The organism is Nocardia sp. NPDC004718, assembly GCF_053601535.1.
Window position 1 is genome coordinate 105,215 of the sequence record NZ_JBSGCA010000021.1, and the last position, 19,334, is coordinate 124,548.

Below are 19,334 nucleotides of genomic sequence, written 5' to 3' on the forward strand. Positions count from 1 at the left end.
CCGGATGTCCGAGTGTCACCGTTGCGCGCACCTGAGTGGCTCAGGTCGGCGGGGGTGAGTCAACTCCGACATCCGCACCTTTCCGTCCCGATTCGACCCAGCTAGCGAAGATCAACAGCAAATTTCCTGCAAATCAATGCATCGGCTCCGGGTATCGGGAGACCGTGGGGTGACGCTCCAGCTGCCGCACGGACGCCTGTGCTCCTCCGAGCGGGCAGTCGGCCGCGGCTCGGTCGTGAAACCGAACCGCGGCCGACCATGGTGCACGAAGCTCGCGGCACTACGAGCAGAACCGCTGTGCGCGGCGCGCCGTGCCGAATCTCCGATTCAGATACTGACGGTATCCGAGTTGGTCGTGCTTTCGCAAATCAGGGCAGCGCTCCGCAGTTGGTCGGCGCGGGCTGGCCCGCGAGCCGTTCGGTCATCCAATCCTGCGAGGCTCCCAGCGACGGGAAGAACGCCAGCACGTGGGTAACCCGCAACCCGGTGATGACGCTGGGTAGTTCGGCATTCGCATTCAGCTGGACGGGTGCGCCACCGCCGCACCATCCGGCGGCCAGTTCGCGCACGGGCACGTACGGCGCGCCCTCGTCGGCCTGGTTCGAGGCGATGAGGACGGGCACTCCCGGGGTCATCGTGCCGACCCGCTGGTCGTTGAACGCCGCCTTCAACACCGGGGACTGATCGATCACCGCGGTCAGTGGTTGCCCGCTGGTGGTCCACTGTGAGGTATTCGGGAACTGCTGGGCCAGTCCCAGCGGCACGGCGCACTTGTCCATCGACTCGCGCATGATCGCCTTACCGGTGTCGTTGAGCTCGGCGTCGAGCACCGGCCGGGTCTCGGGGTAATTGGCGGCGATGCCGTTGAGGATCCACGCGAAGGCGGGTCCGAGCGGGGCTCGTCCGTCGTTGAAGGCGATGAAGTACTCGTCATCCACCACCGGCCCGCCGACGTAGGCGCCCCGCACGTTCAGATCGGGGGCGTAACTCGGCTGCAGTTCGGCCGCGCCCGCGGAGGCCATGCCGCCCTGGGAGTATCCGTACAGAATGACCGGCGATCCGGGATTCAGGCTGGTGCCCGGCAATTGCAGCGCCGCGCGCGCGGCGTCGAGGACCGCGTAGGCCTGAGATTTGCGGTTGAGGTAGTCGTGCACATCCGGTGTGCCCAGACCGTGGTAGTCGGTCACCATCACCGACATGCCGCGGGCCAGCAGCGTGTAGATCGCCAGTACGTCGTATTCGACGATTACGTCGAACGGGGGCTGGTATTGGATGAATTGCGCCAGCAATTTCGACGGCGCGCACTGATCGCCTTGCCCCTTGGTGCCGACCGCGTAGGAGATCAGCGGTCGTTCGCCCGGACCGGTCCACGGCTGGGACGGTTCCAGATAGGTTCCCGTCACCGCTGTACGGGCACCGTGGGTATCGCTGCTGGTGTACATGATGCGCGTCGACGTCGCGGGGACCTGCCCCGGGGCGCCTGGGACCGAGATCGCCAGCCGCGACCCTTCGGCGCGGATGATGGAGCCCGGTGCGCCCGCCAGTGCCGCCGGAGGGATGTAGAAATCGTCGCCGGCGACGGTTTCCGCGGCAGGTTCCGTCCATGCGTGTGGGGCGGCGACGGCCCCACCCCCGGCCACGAGGAGGGTTCCCGTCAAAGCTGTGGCCAATCTGAGTATGCGGCTCCTCACGATGCGATCCTTCCTGCGATTGGGATACCCCTGGCATCTAGAATCGGATACTGAGAGTATCTGTAAGGGGTCGAGATTGTCCGGGAATAGCGATGAGTGTCGGCGGCTCGCGGGGGCGGGGCGTTCCCGGCCGACCCGGGCGCAGAGCCAGGCGCGGACGCGCGCCGTTTTGATCGCGACCGCCAAGCGGCTTTTTCTGGAGGACGGTTTTCAGGCCACGACTCTGGACAAGGTCGCGAAAGCCGCCGGTTTCACCAAAGGGGCGGTGTATTCGAACTTTCGCACCAAAGACGAGTTGTGTCTGGCGGTGCTCGACGAAATTCACGGTGAGCGGGCGGCGGAGGTCGCCGAGATCATCGCCGCGCCGACGGCCGCGCAGCGACTGCTCCGGATGACGGAATGGGCCGAACGGGTGGTCGGCGAGCCCGACTGGACGCATCTCGAACTGGAGTTCAGCGTGCACGCTCGGCGCGACGAGCACCTGCGCGCCGAGCTGGCGACCCGGCTCGACAACATCGTGGGCATGGTCGGCGCCGCATTGCGCGCGACGGACGATCTCGACACCCCGATGCCCCGGGCCGAAGCCGCCGTCGCCGTGCTGGCCCTCGGCGTGGGGCTGGGTCTGTTCCGGTCGATCGATCCCGGCATCCCGGTCGCGGGAATGATCTCCGCGCTGCGCGCGATCGCGGGGTTGTCTCCGGACGACTGATCGGGGCGGCGCGCGTCCGGTCCCGCGAGGTGGCGCCGCATCGGTCTTGCGGTCACGCCGCGGGCCGCTAATATAAGTCAAAAATTATTAAGGAGGTTGTCATGGCGTTGCTCACCGATCCCGCCGCCATCGCCGGGCTCGTGACCCGTGAGGTCCGCACCGGGTCCCGCGACGGCGTACCCACTCGGATCGCTGTCGCGCGCCGGAACTACCCGACCGATCGAGCGGATCTCTGGGACGCGCTCACCGATGCCGATCGGATTCCGCGCTGGTTCCTGCCGATCAGCGGTGATCTGCGGGTCGGCGGGCGCTATCAGCTCGAAGGCAACGCCAACGGCGTCATCGAACAGTGCGACGCGCCGGAGCGGTTCGCCGTGACCTGGGAGATGGGACCGCAGATCTCCTGGCTCACCGTCGTTCTCGCGCCGACCGCGGACGGCACCGAATTGGAGTTGCTGCACGAGGCGCCGGTCGTCCCCGAGTTCTGGGCGCAATACGGGCCGGGTGCGGTGGGCGTCGGCTGGGATCTCGCCCTCATGGGCCTCGGGCTGCACTTGTCGAGCGGAGATCCGGTGGACCCGGCCGAGGGGCTGGCCTTCCCGACCACACCCGAGGGCCTGACGTTCGTCCGGATGGCGGCTCTCGGCTGGGCGGAGGCCGCCGTGAGTGACGGTGACGACCCGGACGCCGCGAACTCGGCGGCGCGGCGGACGATCGACTTCTATACGGTCGTCCCGGAGGACGGCGCCGAGTCCTGATGGATCGATCCCCGGCGAAGATCTTCGAGGCGCTCGGCGACCCGGTCCGCCGGTTTCTCCTCGAAATGGTGGCGGCCGAAGAGCAGCCCGCGGGCGCGCTGGTCGCCGCCGTGCAACAGCGCACGAAGATCTCCCAGCCCGGCGTCTCCCAGCACCTCAAGGTGCTCCGCGACGCCGGGCTGGTACACGTCCGCGCCGAGGGCACGCGACGGCTGTACGCCCTCGACCCCGCCGGTATCGAGGCTGCCCGGGCTTGGCTGACCGGGCTGGCGGACCCGATGCGTCAGTTCGCTCAACCGCTCGACGCGCTCGCGACGGAGATCGCCCGTGGAAAACGCACGCGCCGCGGGGCCGGTCGAACCGGCGGCGAGGATTCCGGCGGGCGAGCTCGCCACGCATGAGTGGCGGGCGCATGGGGCGTCGCCGCGGTCAGCAGCGGCCGAACACCACGGCCGCGTTGTGGCCGCCGAATCCGTACGAGTTGTTCAGCGCGTACTCGATGTTCTGGGTGCGCGCGCTGCCGTGCACGATGTCGAGATCGATCTCGGGATCCTGGTTGTCGAGGTTCAAGGTGGGCGGCACCACACCGTCGCGCACGCTGAGCACGGTCAAGGCGGCTTCGACCGCGCCCACCGCGCCTACGGAATGTCCCAGTGCGGATTTGGGGGCGTAGACCGAGGGGTGATCGCCCACCGCCGCCCGGATCCCCTTGGCCTCCGCCAGGTCGCCGAACGAGGTGGCCGTCGCATGGGCGTTGACGTGGTCGATGTCTTTGCCGCTCACGCCTGCCGTTTCCAGCGCGCGGCGCATCGCGCGAATGTTCCCCGCGCCCTCCGGATGCGGGAGCACCATGTGGTAGCCGTCAGCGGTCAGGCCTGCCCCCATCAGGCGAGCCATCGGCTTCGCGCCTCGCGCCCGCGCGTGGTCTTCGGACTCCAGCACGAACAGCGCGGCGGCTTCGCCGAAGACGAAACCGTCGCGGTCACGGTCGAACGGGCGCGACGCGCGCTCGGGCTCGTCGATCCGGGTGCTCAACGCCCGCATCATCGCGAATCCGGCCACCGCCAGCGGGTTGATGCGGCCTTCCACACCGCCCGCCACGATCATGTCGGCTTCCCCCAGAATGATCGAGCGCCACGCGTGGACCAGCGCCTCGCATCCCGAAGCGCACGCCGAGACGGGTGTGATCACGCTGGCTCGCGCACCGAGCTCCAGCCCGACCACCGCGGCGGCGCCGTTCGGCATGGCCATGGGCACCGCGAAAGGGGACACCTTGCGGTAGCCCGATTCCCGCATCAGGTCGTTGGACTCGATGATCGTATCGGCGCCACCGAGACCGGTGCCGATGCAGACGCCGAGTCGATCGGGATCGACCTCCGGGCGGCCCGCGGTGTCCCAGATCCGCTTGCCCATGACATAGGCGACTTGCTGGACATAGGACATGCGGCGCTTCTGGACGCGGCTGAGCTCTTCGGTCGGATCGAGTTTGAACTGGCCGCCGATGTCGACGGGAACCCGGAAACGCTCGAAATCGGGGTCCTGCACCTTGGCGATCCCGGTCTCTCCGGCGAGCAGTCCCTTCCATGTCGCATCGGTGCCGGTGCCGACGGCGGTCGACATCTCGACAGCGGTCACGACGACGCTCCGGAACCCTCCGTTGCTGGTCGAGAAGTCCGTCAAATCGGACATCAAACCCCTTCTTTCGGCTTGTCGGCTCGCATACTCGAGCGAGGCTATGTGCGCGCCGGAAGCCCGGGGTAGTAGCCCGAGTGCCGTTCACCGCTACGATCGGGCCATGCAACCGGATGGGGGAGAGCGTCGGGTCACGGTGGTCATTCCCGATGAAGTAGTGCTTCTGGACGCCGCGATCCCGATCGACGTGTTCGGATCCGACCCGAACTACCGGCTCGAGGTGTGCGCGGTCTCGCGGACGGCGGCGACCTCGGTTCCGGGGCTGTCGTGTGTGACGGTGGCCGGGCTGGAGGCGCTGCGTGACGCGGAGACGGTGGTGGTGCCCGGGTACGCGTCCTTCGCGACGCCGCCGCCGGAACCGGTGTTACGGGCGCTTCGCGAGGCCCACGGCCGCGGCGCGCGAATGCTGTCGATCTGTACCGGGGCTTTCGCGCTGGCCGCCGCGGGGTTGCTGTCGCACCGGCCCGCCACGACGCACTGGCGGGCCGCTCCGTTGCTCCAGAGCGAATACCCCGACGTCGAGGTGCACGCGGATCGGCTGTTCGTGGACGACGGCGATGTGCTGACCTCCGCCGGAGTGACCAGCGGTATCGATCTCTGCCTGCACGTGGTGCGCAAAGACATCGGCGCGGCGGCCGCCAACGAACGGGCTCGCGATCTGGTGGCGCCCCCGGTGCGCGAGGGCGGCCAAGCCCAGTACACCCGGCAGTTCGCCAAGCAGACCTCCTCCGGCGCGCTCGCCGAGACACGGGCGTGGATTCTCGCGAACCTCGACCGCAGGCACTCGCTCGAGGATCTCGCCAAGCGTTCGAATCTCTCACGCCGCAGCTTCATACGGCGATTCCGGGAAGAGACCGGAACCTCCACGCACGTCTGGATCACCAGCGCGCGCCTGAACCAAGCGCGGGAACTGCTCGAGACGACCGAACTCCCGATCGACCAGATCGGCTACCGCGTCGGTCTCGGGAACCCGGCGAACACCAGGGCACTGTTCAAGCGCCATCTCGGTGTCAGCCCGGGGCAGTATCGGCACATGTTCACGATCAGCAACGGAAGGCAGCAGGGAAGCTAGCCTGGCAGCCGTTCCGCGGGATAGCCGTGCAGCCGCCGATCGGTGTCGCCGACGACGACCGGATGGCCGACCAGGTCGAACATCGCGACATCGGAGTGGTGATCGCCGAAGGCCGTGCAGGACGACAGGTCCACGGCCGTTCGCTCGGCGTAGCGCAGCAGCGCCGCCGACTTGTCGGCGCCGACCATCGTCGCGGGCACCTCACCGGTGTACGCGCCATCCGCGGTCTCCAGCGTCGTGCACAAGACCGACGTGGCGCCGACGGCTTCGGCGATCGGGTGGAGTGCGGGGACGAACGAGCCGGACACCAGGACGATGCGAGTCCCGGCGCGGCGCAACTCGCCCAACCGGCGCCGCACCGCGATATTGAAGAACGCCGAATCCGCGGCACGGTACGCGAACCAGTCCCGGCCGGTGCGCGACACCTCGGCGACTTCGCGGCCGGCCCAGTGCCGATAGAACCACCGATGGGATTCGCCGCGACTCATCCCCGCCGCGCGCAGCGCGCGGAACTCCTCGAGCACGGCGTCGGCCTCCGTGCCGCGCCCACGGCGTCGCGCGTCGAAGACGAACAAGGACAGGAAGGTGACATCACGGACCAACGTTTCATCGACGTCGACGAAAGCCGCTGGGACGTGGCGGCCGTCGACCGCGGGAGCGCTGGCCGGATCGGAAGCCGCGTGCGGATGGTTCACGAGGCCGCGGCCTCCGTCTGAACAGCGGATTCCGCGCGTCGCTCGGTTTTCCCCGTGCCCTCGGGCGCGCCGTCGTCGCGCAGGGTGTGCGGGACACCGAAGAGTTTCAGCAACGGCGCCGTCATCGCCGTGGTGATCAACGCCATCATGACCAGCAGCGAGTACAGCCGCTGGTCGATGACGCCGATCGTGAGCCCCACATTCAGGATCACCAGCTCCGTCAACCCCCGGGTGTTCATGAGCGCGGCCAGCGCGGCGGATTCCGTCCGGCCGGTCCGACCGAAGCGAGCCGCGGAGTAGGTACCGCCGAGTTTCCCCGCGAGCGCTGCGAACATGATCGCCGCGAACTCGGCGATACTGGTGCGATCCAGTCCGCCCAGATCGACCTGGAGGCCGGCCACCACGAAGAACGCGGGCAGGAAGATGCTGCTCAGCAGTTGCGCGCCGCTGTCGACGGCCGCGCGCAGCCGCCGGGGGAAGACGACCCCGAACAGGAACGCGCCGAAGATCAGGTGCAACCCGATCCATTCGGTGGTCGCTCCCAGCAGAAGGGCGCCGGAGACGCCGATGAAGACCATGTTGGACGGGTTCTTCTCGGATCCGGCGCCCGCGATGCGGTCCAGGGCGGGGCGCACCGCCCACCACAACACCACGACCAGCGGAACGAACAACAGCAACCGCCAGTGGTGACCGAGGCCGGGCCGGGCGATGCCGATGACCACCGCCAGGACGCACCAGGCGAGGACGTCGTCCAATGCCGCGCAGGTCATTGCCGTCTGGCCCAGCCGGGTGCCGAGCAGCTTGCGGTCGTGCAGGATGCGGGCCAGCACCGGAAACGCCGTGACGGCCAGGGCGCAACCGATGAAGAGCGCGAAGTTCAGCCGGTTGCCGCCGTCGTGCCGGGCCAGCGCCCACACCGCGACGGCGGAACCGAGCGCGAACGGTGTGAGGTAGGCCGAGAGCGCGACCGCGGTGACCGATCGTCGCCGTCCCGCGACGGACCGCAGATCCATCTCGAGGCCCGCCGAGAACATGAAGATCATCACGCCGACGTTCGCGAATGCCGTGAGATACGAGCGAATGTCGTGCGGGAAGACGGTCTCGGACAAGTGCGCCCCGAGCAACGTCGGGCCCGCGAGTACGCCTGCCACGATCTCGCCGATCACCGGAGGCTGGCCCAATCGCTCGGCCAGCCAACCCAGCACACGCGCGGCGGCCACGATCAGTACGAGATCCAACAACAAGAAGATCATTTGGTCGCTCGGCAACGCCTCGACTCCGTTCGACATCGAGGGGAGGAACGGATCCGACACTCGCACGGGGTATTTCCGTGACGCGTCGACCGCAGTGTGAAACCCCCGAAACATGGACTGCCTGCGCTCAGACGATATCGCACCGGCCCGACGAGCGAGAGTCGAGAGTGATCTACGACACATTTACGGGGGTGCCGGCGCGGGCTGGCGCAAAGGTGTGCATGTCTGTCGCGAAAGGTACTGGCTGGTCGCTCTTTTCGTTCGGAATACTTCGATCCATGGCTTGCGCCGGTCGGAGGGCGTAGCCGAGGGGAGTCGACGTTGTTCGAAGGTAAGACAGTACTCGTAACCGGTGCGGCAACCATCATCGGCACCGAAGTCGCTCGCGTCTTCGCCGATTATTCGGCGAATGTCGTACTGGGTGACCTGGATACGGACGGAGGAGAGAAGGCGGCCGCCGAGATCGGCGAGCGCGCTCTCTTCGTACCCGTCGACCTGCGCAGCGATTCGTCGCTCAGGTCGTTCGTCGCGGCCGCGGCCGACGCGCACGGACGCATCGACGCGCTGGTCAACATCGCCTGCGTCTACGGTGACGACGGGCCTGCCGCAGATCCGCGGGCCGAGTGGCTCGAGGTGCTGAACACCAATGTCGTCGGCACGGCGATGTTGTGCGAAGAGGCCCGGAGCCGACTGCGGGACACGGCGGGGTCCATCGTCAACTTCACTTCGCCCAGCGGGCGAATCGCTCAGGCCGGGCGCGTTCGATACCCGGTCAGCAAGGCGGGGTTGTTGCAGCTGACCCGCAGTCTCGCATTGGAATACGCGGGCGACGGGATCCGGGTGAACAGTGTCTCGCCGGGCTGGACCTGGTCTCGCGTGATGAACGAGATCACCGAAGGGGACCGTGCCCGCACCGATGCGGTGGCCTCCCGGTTCCACATGCTGGGCAGGGCGGCGGACGCGCGCGAGATCGGCGAAGTCGCCGCGTTTCTCGCCTCGACCAAGGCGAGTTTCGTCACCGGCGCCGAATGGACCGTGGACGGCGGTTACTCGGCCCTCGGTCCCGAGCAGACCACTTCGGCGATCGAACTGCTCCAGCGTGAGCGGTCGCGACCGCACGCAACTTCTCTGGCTTAGGAATTCCGCAATGACTGCAGCAACAATTTCGGCGACCTCCCTGCTGACCGCGGTGCGTTCGCTGGTTCCCGATCTGGCGGCACGTCGCAGTGAGATCGATGCGGAGCGCAGGCTTCCCTCGGACATCGTCGAGCGGCTGCGTGAGATCGGTGTATACCGCATGTGTTTCAGTGCCGAGATCGGTGGACCCGGCCTGACGTCGCTGGAGCAGTTCGAGGTCGTCGAGGCGCTGTCCTACGGGGACACCGCCACCGGCTGGTGCGCCATGATCGGCGCCGCGACCGGCATCTACGCCGGCTATCTCGACGAGCGGGCCGTCGCGGAGCTGATGCCGACCCAGGATCTGATCACCGCGGGACTGATCTTCCCGGCCGGCCGCGCCGAGCGGGTGGCGAACGGTTATCGCTTGACGGGGCGTTGGAAGTTCGGCAGCGCCATCACGCACGCGGACTTGGTCATCGGCGGCGCTTTCGTGACATCGGGCGGCCGCATGGAAGAGACCGCGGAGGGCGCGCCGGTCGTCCGGCTCTTCTTCATGCCCCGCGATCAGGTCGCCGTGTTCGACACCTGGGACACCACGGGCTTGCGCGGCAGCGGCAGTAACGATTACGCGGTCGAGGGTCTCTTCGTCCCGGAGCACCATTCCTTCGCGTTCAGTGAACGGAAGAGCTGCCGCGGGAAGCTGTCCGAACCGGAGGCGCTGGCCCGCATCATGCCGGGCGTCCCGCTCGGCACGGCCCGTGCGGCCCTGGACTACGTCCGCGGCCTCGCGGACGGGAAGACGGTGAACGCGACCGGTCAGAAGTGGGCGGACAACTACCGCGCCCAGTACCTGCTCGGTGAGTGCGAGATGGAGTACATCGTCGCGCGCGGCGCCGTCGTCAACACGGTGGAGGAGCTGTGGAACGCGTTGGACCACAGGCGTTTCGCGGAATTGCCGACCGATCTCCGGATCGCGACCGCCTTGGCGAGGACCAACGCGTTCCGCGCCGCGCAGCGGATCCTCACCCGTCTGTGCGAACTCGTCGGTACCGATTCGATCTACCGGCCGAATCCGCTGGACATCTGGCTGCGTGACACGAACACGATGGCGCGGCACATCATCGCGCACGACCAAGTGATCCAGTCCACCGGCGCCTTCGTGATGGGCGGCAGGCCGGAATTCCCCTTCGTCGTGGGTCTGGGCTGATCGCGATGGAAGTCGACAATCGCAAACGGCTGCCGTCCCTGACCGGACTGCGGTTCTTCGCGGCGTTCTCGGTGTTCGTATTCCATGTGATGCTGCCCGCCTCGCCGATACCGCCTTACAAACCGGTCAATCTGTTCTCCGACCCGGATATCGCCTACGACGCGGCATGGGTGGTCGGCAAGGCGGGTTTTCTCGGGGTGTCGTTCTTCTTCGTCTTGAGCGGCTTCGTGCTGACCTGGTCGTGGAAACCGGGATCGAGCAAATTGCAGTTCATTCGGCGGCGAGTGGTCAAAATATTTCCCAATCACTTGACGCTGTGGGTGGCCTCTATGGTGTTGTTCGCGGCGGCTATCACGCCGTGGAAGGCATGGCTGCCGAATTTATTCCTGATCCATGCCTGGTTCCCGCAGAATTACATCAACGCGGGGGTCAACACGCCGTCCTGGACATTGTCCTGTGAGCTCCTGTTCTATGTTCTGTTCCCGTTCCTGATACCGGTCGTACTGCGCATCGAGTCGAAATACCTGTGGTACTGCGCCGCCGCCATGGTGGCCGGCATCTGTGTGATCGTGCTGCTGACCGTATTCGTCATACCGAGTTCCGAGAAGTCGGAGCTCACGCCCATTCCCGTCTTGCAGCTCTGGTTCGGCTATCTCTTTCCGCCGTCGCGGCTGTTCGAATTCTTCCTCGGCGTGTTCGTGGCACGGATAGTGCAAGAGGGGCGCTGGATACGGGTGCCGCTCTGGGCGTCTCTCGCAACGGTGGTCGCGGGCTACGTGGTGGCGATGTACACGCCGTTCTACGTCGGCTTCGTGCTGGCGACCGCGGTGCCTCTCGCGCTGTTGATCGGGTCCGCCGCCCAGTCCGACCTCGACGGCGCGTCGCGGTTCCTGTCCAGCAGGCTCATGGTGCGGCTCGGTGAGATCTCGTTCGCCTTCTACATCTGTCAAGGCGTGACGCTGTTCTACGTCCGCCGCACGATGGACGCCGCCACGTTCAGCGCGCCGGTCGCGGTATCGCTGATCGTCGCCTTGTTCTTCCTGAATATTCTCGCCGCATGGTCTTTGTTCACCTTCGTGGAATCTCCCGCGATGCGCCGCTTCGCTCGGCCGAAACGCGTCGCGGTCGCCCCGGAAAAGGTGGCGAGTTAGGCGCTTCGGTTTATTGTCGGCAACTATCGAATTACCTGTTCGGCGGCGCATGGTGATGCCATGCGCCGCCGAATCGGCTTCTCTGTGGTGAAAACAATATGGTTGCCGCCCCGTCCGGGCAGCGCTATCCTGGTGTTATAAACCACAGAACCGTTTAAAACATGGGGGGTGCTGGATCAATCGGGGTATGTGATTCGGACCCGGCTGTGAGCATCGGGGCTCGCGGTTCTCGGGTATCGAATTAATTTCGGCACTGAATCCGTATCCCAGCACGACGTTCTGATCGCAAGCAGATGCCGACGGCTCGGTCGCGCCGATCGCGGGAATTTTTCTGTGCCGTCCGGTTGCGTGCGCTCTTTTTGTGTGTCCGGAAGGTAGTGATGAGTACGACTGTCGACAACGGCTCCGAGCGACTCCAGGAGCTCGAGCGACCACAAGCCCACCCGAGACCCGACGACGACGTCGAGTCGGTTGCCACCCGGATCCTTCGCATGGTCTTCGCCCGTCGGCGCAGTGCCGAGGAGAAGTCGCTGTGCGATGTGGCTCCCTGTGCGGACTGCTTCGCGCCGCACCTGAGCAAAGTGATCCGATACATCGAGGCCGGCGTGCCGGTCCATTTCATCATCCCCGCGTTCCCGGCGAAGTCGCGCAACCGCCGCAAGACGCTGGGGCGCCTGCCCGACATGGCGGAAACTCTGGCGATCGAGTCCGTGCAGGGATTCTGTGACCAGGTCTCGGCCGTCTACCGGCCGGGCGCCATCGTCACCATCTGCTCCGACGGCCACGTGTTCAGTGACACGCTGGGCATCCCGGACGTTCACGTGGACGACTACGGTGACGAGCTCCGCCGCGTCATCCGCTCGACCGGCGGTGGCTCCGTCGGCCTGTACGGCCTGCGCGACGCCATGCCGGAGATGTCCTGGGACGAACGCAGGCGCCGCCTGCTCGCCGAGTACTCCGACGGCATCGACGCGCTGCGCGAGGCGATCCGGACGGAACCGGCGGCCCGGCGCATGTTCAACGGAATACACCGGTTCATGGTCGAGGACAATGCCGTGCTCTTACCCGATCTGTCCGCCACGCAGCGGCGCAACCGATCGAAGGAAACCGCTTACGCGGTGGTGCAGCGCAGTCAGGCGTGGAGCCGTCTGATGGGGGAGATCTTCCCCGACGCGGTGCGGCTGTCGATCCATCCGCAGACGAATCACTCCGAGAAGATCGGCTTCCATCTGCTGCGGACCCAGGACAGCTGGCTGACTCCGTGGCACGGCGTGGTGCTCGACGACGGAACGAACTACTCGCTGGTCAAGCGGATGCACGCCGAGGAGCTGGGTGCTCGTCTGGTATGGCGCAACAGTCGCCCCAGTCATTTCGTCCTCGGACGGACACCAGAGATCGAAACACAGTGAACCTGAGGAAACACATGACGAAAAGCTTGAACGAGATACTGCTCGAGGGTGAGCCGCTGCGGCCGTTCGGCCGCCTGGTGGAGTCCGATTCGGAAGGACGAACCCTCGCCGATGTGCCGGTCGAGGAACTGCTCGCGCTGGCGCTGGACGCGAAAGTGGTCGTGCTCCGCGGATTCGGCCTGCTCGGCAAGCAGGAACTCGAAAACTATTGCCGGGCAGCGGGAGAGATCCTGCAATGGAACTTCGGGTCGATCCTGGATCTGGTGGTCCGGGACACTCCCGACAACTATCTGTTCGACAAAGGCGATGTCCCGTTCCACTGGGACGGCGCGTTCGCCGAGCAGGTGCCTCGATTCTTCCTCTTCCAATGTCTGCGCGGCGAGGGCGCGGGCGGCGAGACGGTGTTCTGCGACAGCGTCCAAACCTATCGGGACGCGCCGGAAGACCTGAAAGAACTGTGGGCCCGTACCTCGATCACGTACCGCACCGACAAACTCGCGCACTACGGCGGCCTGGCCGAATGGCCCTTGCTCGGCACTCATCCGGCCACCGGCGAGACGACGATCAGATACGCCGAACCCCTGGATCCCGCGCGCTACGCCAATCCGCTGTTCTTGACCGTCGACGGCATCTCGGCCGAGGACGGCGTGCGTGTCATGGAGGACCTGCGCGAGCGGCTGCACGCCGCCCGCTACTGCTACGCACACGAGTGGCGGACCGGCGACATCGTCGTGGCCGAGAACCACGCTCTGCTGCACGGCCGGAACTCGTTCACCGGGTCGGTCTCGCGGCACCTCCAGCGCATCCAGATCATCTGAGAAATCGGCCATCAGAGAGGAATTTCAATGGCTAATTCAATCTCCGGACCAGCGGACGACTACGACGTCGTCATCATGGGCGGTGGGCCCGCCGGGTCCACGCTCGCCGCGATGCTCTGCCGCGACACCGATCTGCGTGTGGCGGTGTTCGACCGCGAGGTGTTCCCGCGCGAGCACATCGGCGAATCGGGGGCACACCCGCTGGTCCCCGTTCTGCAAGCCAGCGGCGCGCTCGAGAAGGTGCTGGCGAGCGAGTGCTGGATCCAGAAGTTCGGCGGAATCTATCAGTGGGACACCGAGCGGCCGTTCGTCGGCTTCTTCGAGCACTCGGACTATCTGCTCGACGGTGTGTACCGCTGGTCGGTGCACATCAACCGCGCCGAATTCGACACCGTGCTGCTCGAGCACGCCGAGTCCTGTGGCGCGCACGTCTTCCAGGGCGTGCGGGTGGTGCGGTTCCTCGCCGACGCCGACCGGGCCACGGTCGTGCTGGAGGACGGAACCGAGGTCACCGCACGCTATTTCGTCGACGCTTCCGGCCGGGCGAATCAAGTGGCCGCCCGCGGGTCGCAGCGCGACAAGCAGTGGCTCTCGGACTACCGCAACGTAGCCGTGTGGTCGCACTACCGCAATTGCGTGCCCGCCCAGCGGGCGGCGGGGGACTGGAACGTCTTCCGCGCGGATGATCTGTCCCCGATCTACGCGGTGGCGTTCGAGCACGGATGGGTGTGGTACATCCCGACGCCCCGGCTGGTCGACGGCGTGCGCGAGACGGTGTGGTCGATCGGCGTCGTGACCAATCCGGAGTCGATCGCGCGGGTCGATCTGCGTGATCCGGACATCTTCCTGAAGACGATCAAGTCGATTCCGGTGCTCCAGGATCTGGTGGCGAACGCGGAGCCGATCCGTGACGAGATGCTCACGGCCACCAACTATTCCAGGGTCAGCGAATGCTTCGGCTCGTACGAGGATCGCTGGATGGCGGTCGGGGACGCGTCCTATTTCGTCGATCCGCTCTTCTCCTCTGGCATGTCCTTCGCCGTCACGCAAGCGTGGGCGGCCGCCTTGGTGCTGCGCAAGACGTTCGACCAGGAGTTGGACGAGCAGTCCAAGCGAGATCTCTGGCGGGACTACGACGTCGAGTGGCGCGGGATGGCGGAGACCTGGGCGCTGAGTATCGACCAGTGGTACCACGAGATCTCTCGCTCGCACCCGGACAGCCCCTACTGGAGCGCGGAAGGCAGGCGAGTCGAAGCCGACAACGCGACGGAGGGAACCTTCCAGGCGTTGCTGAACACCGCACTGGTGCCCGACCTGCTGAACATCATGACCAAGGGCACCCGAGATCCGCGTGATCTCGCCACCGAAGGGCCGTACCTGCGGGCTTTCACCGCGGCCGACGCGGTCGAACTGGCGCAGGACGACATCGTGGCGCTGTCTCCGGACGCACGCATTCGCACCGGCGTGGCGGCGGACATCCCTGGCTTCAAGGGGATGTCGCCGCCGTTCGAGATTCCGCAGGTGGTTCGTGACGGACTGGCCGCCTACTGGCGGGACCCCATCGCGAACAGCGACGCGGCGCCGTCGCCGCTCGCCGACGCCATTGCCTGCCACCGGATCTACTCCGTAGCCGACCCGGGCATCGAGGTGCGGTGCCTGGAGCGCGACGGTGGCGAGCAACTGTGGGAAACGCTGAACCGTGGTCCCGCCCGGTGGTCGGAGCTGGCGCCACAGTTGACGGTGCTGCAAGGGCGCGCCTTGAAGCGCTTGATCCGCGCCGGGTTGGTGGTGACGGGACCGGACTCGCAGCAGCGGGTCGACTAGGTCGAGGACATGAGGTCATTGGCTGTTCTGGCGGTCGACGACGTGATTCCGTTCGATCTCTCGGTTCCGCTCGAAATCTTCGGGCGGGCCATGCAGGAGGACGGCACCGCGGCGTACGAGGTCCAGGTTTGCGGGGTGCAGTCGGACGTTCCGTCGAAATTCTTCGACATCTCATGTCTCGGGGGGATCGACTATCTCGAGGACGAGGCCGAAACCATCGTTGTACCGGGAGCGATGAGTTATCGGTCGCAGATACCGGATCGGTTGCGAAAGGCGTTGATGCGCGCCCACGAGCGCGGTGCGAGGGTGGCATCGATCTGCTTGGGCGCGTTCACTCTCGCCTCGGTGGGGTTGCTCGACGGAAAGCGTGCGACGACGCATTGGATGGCCGCTACCGAATTGTCGAGGAGTTATCCGCGCGTTCGAGTGGATCCCACGGTGCTCTACGTGGACAACGGGAGCATCCTTACTTCGGCCGGCGCCGCGGCCGGGTTGGATCTGTGCCTCCATATGGTGCGCACGGATTACGGGACCGCTGTGGCGGCGGATACCGCCAGGTTATCGGTGATGCCGCTGACCCGCGACGGGGGACAGGCGCAATTCATCGTGGAACGTCCGCGCTCGGAGGCGGACAGCAAGTCCATCAACCCCACACTGGAGTGGGCGGAGATGATGCTCGGTGAGCAGATCACCGTGCTGGATCTCGCGGAACGCGCCGGAGTCAGCAAGCGCACGCTGATCCGGCGCTTCCACGAGCAGGTCCGGATGACGCCGAACGAGTGGCTCCAGACCGCCCGGGTGCGCAGGGCGCAGGTGTTGCTCGAGACGACCATTCTGACGATGGAGTGCATCACCGTTCGAACGGGATTTCCTTCGGTGGCCGCATTCCGGAAGGTCTTTCGCAAGACCGTGGGGGTGACGCCGCAGGAGTACCGGCGGGCCTTCCGCTGACCCGTCGCGCGGCTGTCCGCGTGACCCGTCGTCTCTCGCCGTGGATTCGCGTAGTCCGGATCCACGGCGAGAAGTCCCGGGCGCGAGAGCCTGCGGGTTCCATGGGTCTGCCGAGGCGGGAGCCGCCGACACGAGAGTGTCGCTCTCCTCCGTGTTTCCGCGGTGGCCGGAGTTTTGGTTCATAGTTGGTGCTTCGGTCCCCACGGCGAAGGAGATCATGGTGCCCACGGCGAATTTCGGTACGAAGGACGAGCCTGGTTTCGAGCTGGCGCAGAGTCCCGATCTGATCGCGGTGCGCACGCACAGCGGTCGCGGGATCCGGCGGCAATCGGGGTCGGTACGCACCCCGCTCGGCGCCGAACTCGACGACGCGACACTGGTGCAGGCCTACCCCGAGGCGGGGGTGGAGGTCTACCGGCTGCCCGCGGGATCGAGATCGGTGGAGCAGCGCAAGCCGGTGCTCGACGCCGCGCCGGAGGTGCGGTTCGCCGGGCACGTCCTGGTGGATCCGGGCACCGGGGAACCGGTGCTCTATACGGAGAACATCTTCGTGAAGTTCGTCGACCGCGTCGATCGCGAGCATTGTCTCGGTGTGCTCGCAGCTGCGAATCTCACTGTGAAGCAAGAGGTTTCGTACGCGACCAATGCGTACTTCACGGCGGCTCCGGAGGGCACCGGCCAACAGGTGTTCGACATCGCCGCCGCGCTGCTGAATCGCGACGACGTCGAGTACTGCCATCCCGAGCTGATCCGCAGCCGCGCCAAGAAGACCATCTTTCCCCAGCAGTGGCATCTGAAGAAGACCACCATCGGCGGTGTCACGATCGACGCGCATGCCGGAGTGGAAGCCGCCCATGCGATCACCCGAGGGGCCGGGGTGACGATCGCGATCATCGACGACGGCATCGACATCGACCATCCCGAATTCGCCGGTGCCGCAAAGATCGTCGCGCCACGGGACGTTACGGCGAAGACCGGCGATCCGCGCCCGAAGGACACTTTCGGAACCGGCCCCGACAACGGTGACAATCACGGCACCGCGTGCGCGGGCGTGGCCTGCGCCAACGGCACGGCCGGGGCATCCGGAGTAGCGCCGGAAGCCACGCTGATGCCGATCCGGCTCGCCTCAGGGCTCGGTTCGCATGCCGAGGCGGACGCCTTTCAGTGGGCCGCCGATCACGGCGCGGACGTCATCTCGTGCAGCTGGGGCCCGGCCGACGGCGCATGGTTCCAGCCGGGCGATCCGGCGCACAACCGGGTCGTGGCGCTGCCCGCGAGCACCAGACTGGCGATCGAACACGCCGTCACCAGCGGACGTGGCGGCAAGGGATGTGTGGTGCTGTTCGCGGCGGGCAACGGCAACGAGTCCGTCGACAACGACGGTTATGCCGGTTTCGCGAAGGTCATCGCCGTCGCGGCCTGCAACGACACCGGTAAGCGCAGCGTGTACAGCGATTTCGGCAAGGCGGTGTGGTGCACGTTCCCCAGCAACGACATCGGGCACCGCCCGTTCGGACATCCCGACCCGCTCACGCCCGGAATCTGGACGGTGGATCGGCACGGTGCCGACGGCTATAACCCCGGCACGACGGCGTCGGGCGACGCGGCGGGCGACTACACCAACGACTTCGGTGGTACGTCCAGCGCTTGCCCTGGAGCAGCCGGGACAGTGGCCCTGATGCTGTCGGTGAATCCCGAGCTGTCCTGGGATGAGGTGAAGAACCTGCTGAAAGGCGCCTGCGACAAGATCGATCCGCAGGGTGGCGGCTACGGGGCCGACGGCCACAGCGACAAGTACGGGTACGGCAGGATCAACGCCTTTGCCGCGGTGCGAGCGGCGCGGCCGGCGGGCGCCGAACCCGCCGCCGATGCGGTGCTCACCGTGGGAGGAGACTGAGGGGGTGACGGCGGAGAGTATTCGGTTGATCGTGGTGGACGCCGCGAATGTCATCGGTGCACGACCCGACGGATGGTGGCGTGACCGCTCCGGCGCCGCTCGGCGACTGCTCGAGCGGATGACCGGCCTGCCGGAACGTCTGGCGGAACGCGCCGAGGTGATCGTGGTGCTCGAGGGAGCGGCGAAGGCCGCGGTCGATGCGGCGGACCCGGAGGTCGGCGGCGTGCGGGTGGTGCGTGCGGACGGTTCGGGCGACGACGCCATCGTCGGTGTGGTGGCCGCGGCTCGTGCGCAGGACGGCCGCCGTCCGATCACGGTGGTGACGGCGGACCGGGGACTGCGTGACCGCGTGGCGGCTTACGGCGCCGAGACTGTCGGGCCACGCTGGTTGCTCGACCGCGTCGGCTCCTGACGCGGTCAGCGCCGGGCCAGTAGGTATCGCATTGATGACGCCCGGCGTTTCACCCATCTGTCCAGTCCGTTTTGCGGCAGTCTGAGCGGTATGACCGCCTCCGACGTCGTGGGGATGCCGTTGCTCTACCTGGTCGAGATCTCCGAGCCAGGTTACTTCAATCGGCCGTGGTGGAAGATCGCCAGCACCGGCGCGCCCGGTCAGGTCCGCGCGGCGCTCGCCGAACTGGCCGTGCGGGTCGAGCGGGACGTCCAGCGCGCCGGCGGCGCGGGTCGGTGCTGGTACCGCTACGACGTGCGGTGGTCCGACGGCGCGATGCTCGAGTGTTTCCAGGGCGCGATCCGATCGATTCTGATACCAGGGGAGTTGCGCTGCCTGGCCGTCGCCCTGACCTCGGCGACGACCGTCGATCTGCGCTCCGCCGAGCGTCCGCCCTGCTGAATCGCATCGGCGACAGACGCCTGGAGCCCCGAATGGCTTCGGGGCTCCAGGCGTATCCGCGGCTCAGTCGAGCAGAGCCGGTTGTTTCGCCTGCTGCTGTGCGGCAGCATGTCCCGCTTCCGTGTGAGCCTCGGCTCGCATCGGGTCGAGGGTGGGGTCGATGTCGATTGTGCGGCGTAGGGGGCGGTTGGGTAGTAGTGCGGTCGCGATGAGCGCGACGGTTGTCGCGGCGGTG

Annotated in this window: 18 protein-coding genes; 14 read left to right on the forward strand and 4 right to left on the reverse strand. The window is 66.7% G+C overall.

Going from position 1 to position 19,334, the window contains the following annotated elements:
* Positions 1-368: 368 nt before the first annotated feature.
* Positions 369-1,691 carry a lipase family protein gene (locus ACWEH3_RS18090; protein WP_450017319.1) on the reverse strand — a complete coding sequence of 441 codons (1,323 nt, stop codon included), beginning with the start codon at positions 1,689-1,691 and terminating at the stop codon, positions 369-371.
* A 169-nt stretch (positions 1,692-1,860) separates the two neighbouring features.
* Here ACWEH3_RS18090 and ACWEH3_RS18095 point away from each other — a divergent pair, with 169 nt between their 5' ends.
* The 3 genes from ACWEH3_RS18095 to ACWEH3_RS18105 all read left to right on the forward strand — a co-directional run bounded on the left by ACWEH3_RS18095 (position 1,861) and on the right by ACWEH3_RS18105 (position 3,559).
* A complete protein-coding gene (locus tag ACWEH3_RS18095) occupies positions 1,861-2,400 on the forward strand; it encodes a TetR/AcrR family transcriptional regulator (protein ID WP_450017321.1) in 540 nt (179 codons plus the stop codon).
* Positions 2,401-2,501: 101 nt separating this feature from the next.
* Positions 2,502-3,158 (forward strand): SRPBCC family protein, encoded by a 657-nt coding sequence (locus ACWEH3_RS18100; protein WP_450017323.1) that lies wholly within the window; start codon positions 2,502-2,504, stop codon positions 3,156-3,158.
* Positions 3,158-3,559, forward strand: a complete 402-nt coding sequence (locus tag ACWEH3_RS18105; protein WP_450017325.1) for an ArsR/SmtB family transcription factor — start codon at positions 3,158-3,160, stop codon at positions 3,557-3,559. The genes ACWEH3_RS18100 and ACWEH3_RS18105 overlap by 1 nt, the downstream gene beginning before the upstream one ends.
* A gap of 28 nt (positions 3,560-3,587) precedes the next feature.
* Here the strand turns inward: ACWEH3_RS18105 and ACWEH3_RS18110 are convergent, their stop codons facing one another.
* The gene (locus ACWEH3_RS18110) at positions 3,588-4,847 is read right to left on the reverse strand and encodes a KasA/KasB family beta-ketoacyl-ACP synthase (RefSeq protein WP_450017327.1); all 1,260 of its coding nucleotides are present in this window, start codon (positions 4,845-4,847) and stop codon (positions 3,588-3,590) included.
* Between the two features lie 106 nt (positions 4,848-4,953).
* Between ACWEH3_RS18110 and ACWEH3_RS18115 the strand changes: the two genes are divergently transcribed.
* On the forward strand, positions 4,954-5,922 hold the full coding sequence (locus tag ACWEH3_RS18115) for a GlxA family transcriptional regulator (RefSeq protein WP_450017329.1): 969 nt from the start codon (positions 4,954-4,956) through the stop codon (positions 5,920-5,922).
* On the opposite strand, the gene ACWEH3_RS18120 is transcribed toward ACWEH3_RS18115, so the two are convergent.
* The gene (locus ACWEH3_RS18120) at positions 5,919-6,617 is read right to left on the reverse strand and encodes an HAD family hydrolase (RefSeq protein ID WP_450017331.1); all 699 of its coding nucleotides are present in this window, start codon (positions 6,615-6,617) and stop codon (positions 5,919-5,921) included. The genes ACWEH3_RS18115 and ACWEH3_RS18120 overlap by 4 nt on opposite strands.
* Entirely contained in the window at positions 6,614-7,906 is a 1,293-nt protein-coding gene (locus tag ACWEH3_RS18125) for a cation:proton antiporter (RefSeq protein WP_450017333.1), read from the reverse strand. The genes ACWEH3_RS18120 and ACWEH3_RS18125 overlap by 4 nt, the downstream gene beginning before the upstream one ends.
* Positions 7,907-8,191: 285 nt before the next feature.
* Between ACWEH3_RS18125 and ACWEH3_RS18130 the strand changes: the two genes are divergently transcribed.
* The 10 genes from ACWEH3_RS18130 to ACWEH3_RS18175 all read left to right on the forward strand — a co-directional run bounded on the left by ACWEH3_RS18130 (position 8,192) and on the right by ACWEH3_RS18175 (position 19,099).
* On the forward strand, positions 8,192-9,007 hold the full coding sequence (locus ACWEH3_RS18130) for an SDR family oxidoreductase (protein WP_450017335.1): 816 nt from the start codon (positions 8,192-8,194) through the stop codon (positions 9,005-9,007).
* Positions 8,970-10,196, forward strand: coding sequence for an acyl-CoA dehydrogenase family protein (locus ACWEH3_RS18135; RefSeq protein ID WP_452358350.1), 1,227 nt, complete (start codon positions 8,970-8,972; stop codon positions 10,194-10,196). The genes ACWEH3_RS18130 and ACWEH3_RS18135 overlap by 38 nt, the downstream gene beginning before the upstream one ends.
* A gap of 5 nt (positions 10,197-10,201) precedes the next feature.
* Positions 10,202-11,347 (forward strand): acyltransferase family protein, encoded by a 1,146-nt coding sequence (locus ACWEH3_RS18140; protein ID WP_450017339.1) that lies wholly within the window; start codon positions 10,202-10,204, stop codon positions 11,345-11,347.
* A 380-nt stretch (positions 11,348-11,727) separates the two neighbouring features.
* Complete coding sequence (locus ACWEH3_RS18145; RefSeq protein ID WP_450017341.1) at positions 11,728-12,756, forward strand: L-tyrosine/L-tryptophan isonitrile synthase family protein; 1,029 nt, start codon at positions 11,728-11,730, stop codon at positions 12,754-12,756.
* Positions 12,757-12,770: 14 nt separating this feature from the next.
* Positions 12,771-13,574, forward strand: a complete 804-nt coding sequence (locus ACWEH3_RS18150) for a TauD/TfdA dioxygenase family protein (protein ID WP_450017343.1) — start codon at positions 12,771-12,773, stop codon at positions 13,572-13,574.
* Between the two features lie 27 nt (positions 13,575-13,601).
* Positions 13,602-15,398 (forward strand): NAD(P)/FAD-dependent oxidoreductase, encoded by a 1,797-nt coding sequence (locus tag ACWEH3_RS18155; protein ID WP_450017345.1) that lies wholly within the window; start codon positions 13,602-13,604, stop codon positions 15,396-15,398.
* Positions 15,399-15,407: 9 nt separating this feature from the next.
* Complete coding sequence (locus tag ACWEH3_RS18160; RefSeq protein ID WP_450017347.1) at positions 15,408-16,349, forward strand: GlxA family transcriptional regulator; 942 nt, start codon at positions 15,408-15,410, stop codon at positions 16,347-16,349.
* 220 nt (positions 16,350-16,569) lie between these two features.
* Complete coding sequence (locus tag ACWEH3_RS18165; protein WP_452358351.1) at positions 16,570-18,246, forward strand: S8 family peptidase; 1,677 nt, start codon at positions 16,570-16,572, stop codon at positions 18,244-18,246.
* A complete protein-coding gene (locus tag ACWEH3_RS18170) occupies positions 18,218-18,658 on the forward strand; it encodes an NYN domain-containing protein (protein WP_450017351.1) in 441 nt (146 codons plus the stop codon). The genes ACWEH3_RS18165 and ACWEH3_RS18170 overlap by 29 nt, the downstream gene beginning before the upstream one ends.
* A 90-nt stretch (positions 18,659-18,748) precedes the next feature.
* Positions 18,749-19,099, forward strand: a complete 351-nt coding sequence (locus tag ACWEH3_RS18175) for a hypothetical protein (RefSeq protein ID WP_355076603.1) — start codon at positions 18,749-18,751, stop codon at positions 19,097-19,099.
* Positions 19,100-19,334 lie beyond the last annotated feature (235 nt).

What these genes read in the sequence shown, in the direction of transcription:
- ACWEH3_RS18125 (WP_450017333.1), bottom strand. Translation starts at nt 7,906, where the DNA reads ATGTCGAACGGAGTCGAGGCGTTGCCGAGCGACCAAATGATCTTCTTG.
- ACWEH3_RS18100 (WP_450017323.1), top strand. Translation starts at nt 2,502, where the DNA reads ATGGCGTTGCTCACCGATCCCGCCGCCATCGCCGGGCTCGTGACCCGT.
- ACWEH3_RS18160 (WP_450017347.1), top strand. Translation starts at nt 15,408, where the DNA reads ATGAGGTCATTGGCTGTTCTGGCGGTCGACGACGTGATTCCGTTCGAT.
- ACWEH3_RS18155 (WP_450017345.1), top strand. Translation starts at nt 13,602, where the DNA reads ATGGCTAATTCAATCTCCGGACCAGCGGACGACTACGACGTCGTCATC.
- ACWEH3_RS18115 (WP_450017329.1), top strand. Translation starts at nt 4,954, where the DNA reads ATGCAACCGGATGGGGGAGAGCGTCGGGTCACGGTGGTCATTCCCGAT.
- ACWEH3_RS18170 (WP_450017351.1), top strand. Translation starts at nt 18,218, where the DNA reads ATGCGGTGCTCACCGTGGGAGGAGACTGAGGGGGTGACGGCGGAGAGT.
- ACWEH3_RS18150 (WP_450017343.1), top strand. Translation starts at nt 12,771, where the DNA reads ATGACGAAAAGCTTGAACGAGATACTGCTCGAGGGTGAGCCGCTGCGG.
- ACWEH3_RS18110 (WP_450017327.1), bottom strand. Translation starts at nt 4,847, where the DNA reads ATGTCCGATTTGACGGACTTCTCGACCAGCAACGGAGGGTTCCGGAGC.
- ACWEH3_RS18140 (WP_450017339.1), top strand. Translation starts at nt 10,202, where the DNA reads ATGGAAGTCGACAATCGCAAACGGCTGCCGTCCCTGACCGGACTGCGG.
- ACWEH3_RS18175 (WP_355076603.1), top strand. Translation starts at nt 18,749, where the DNA reads ATGACCGCCTCCGACGTCGTGGGGATGCCGTTGCTCTACCTGGTCGAG.
- ACWEH3_RS18105 (WP_450017325.1), top strand. Translation starts at nt 3,158, where the DNA reads ATGGATCGATCCCCGGCGAAGATCTTCGAGGCGCTCGGCGACCCGGTC.
- ACWEH3_RS18145 (WP_450017341.1), top strand. Translation starts at nt 11,728, where the DNA reads ATGAGTACGACTGTCGACAACGGCTCCGAGCGACTCCAGGAGCTCGAG.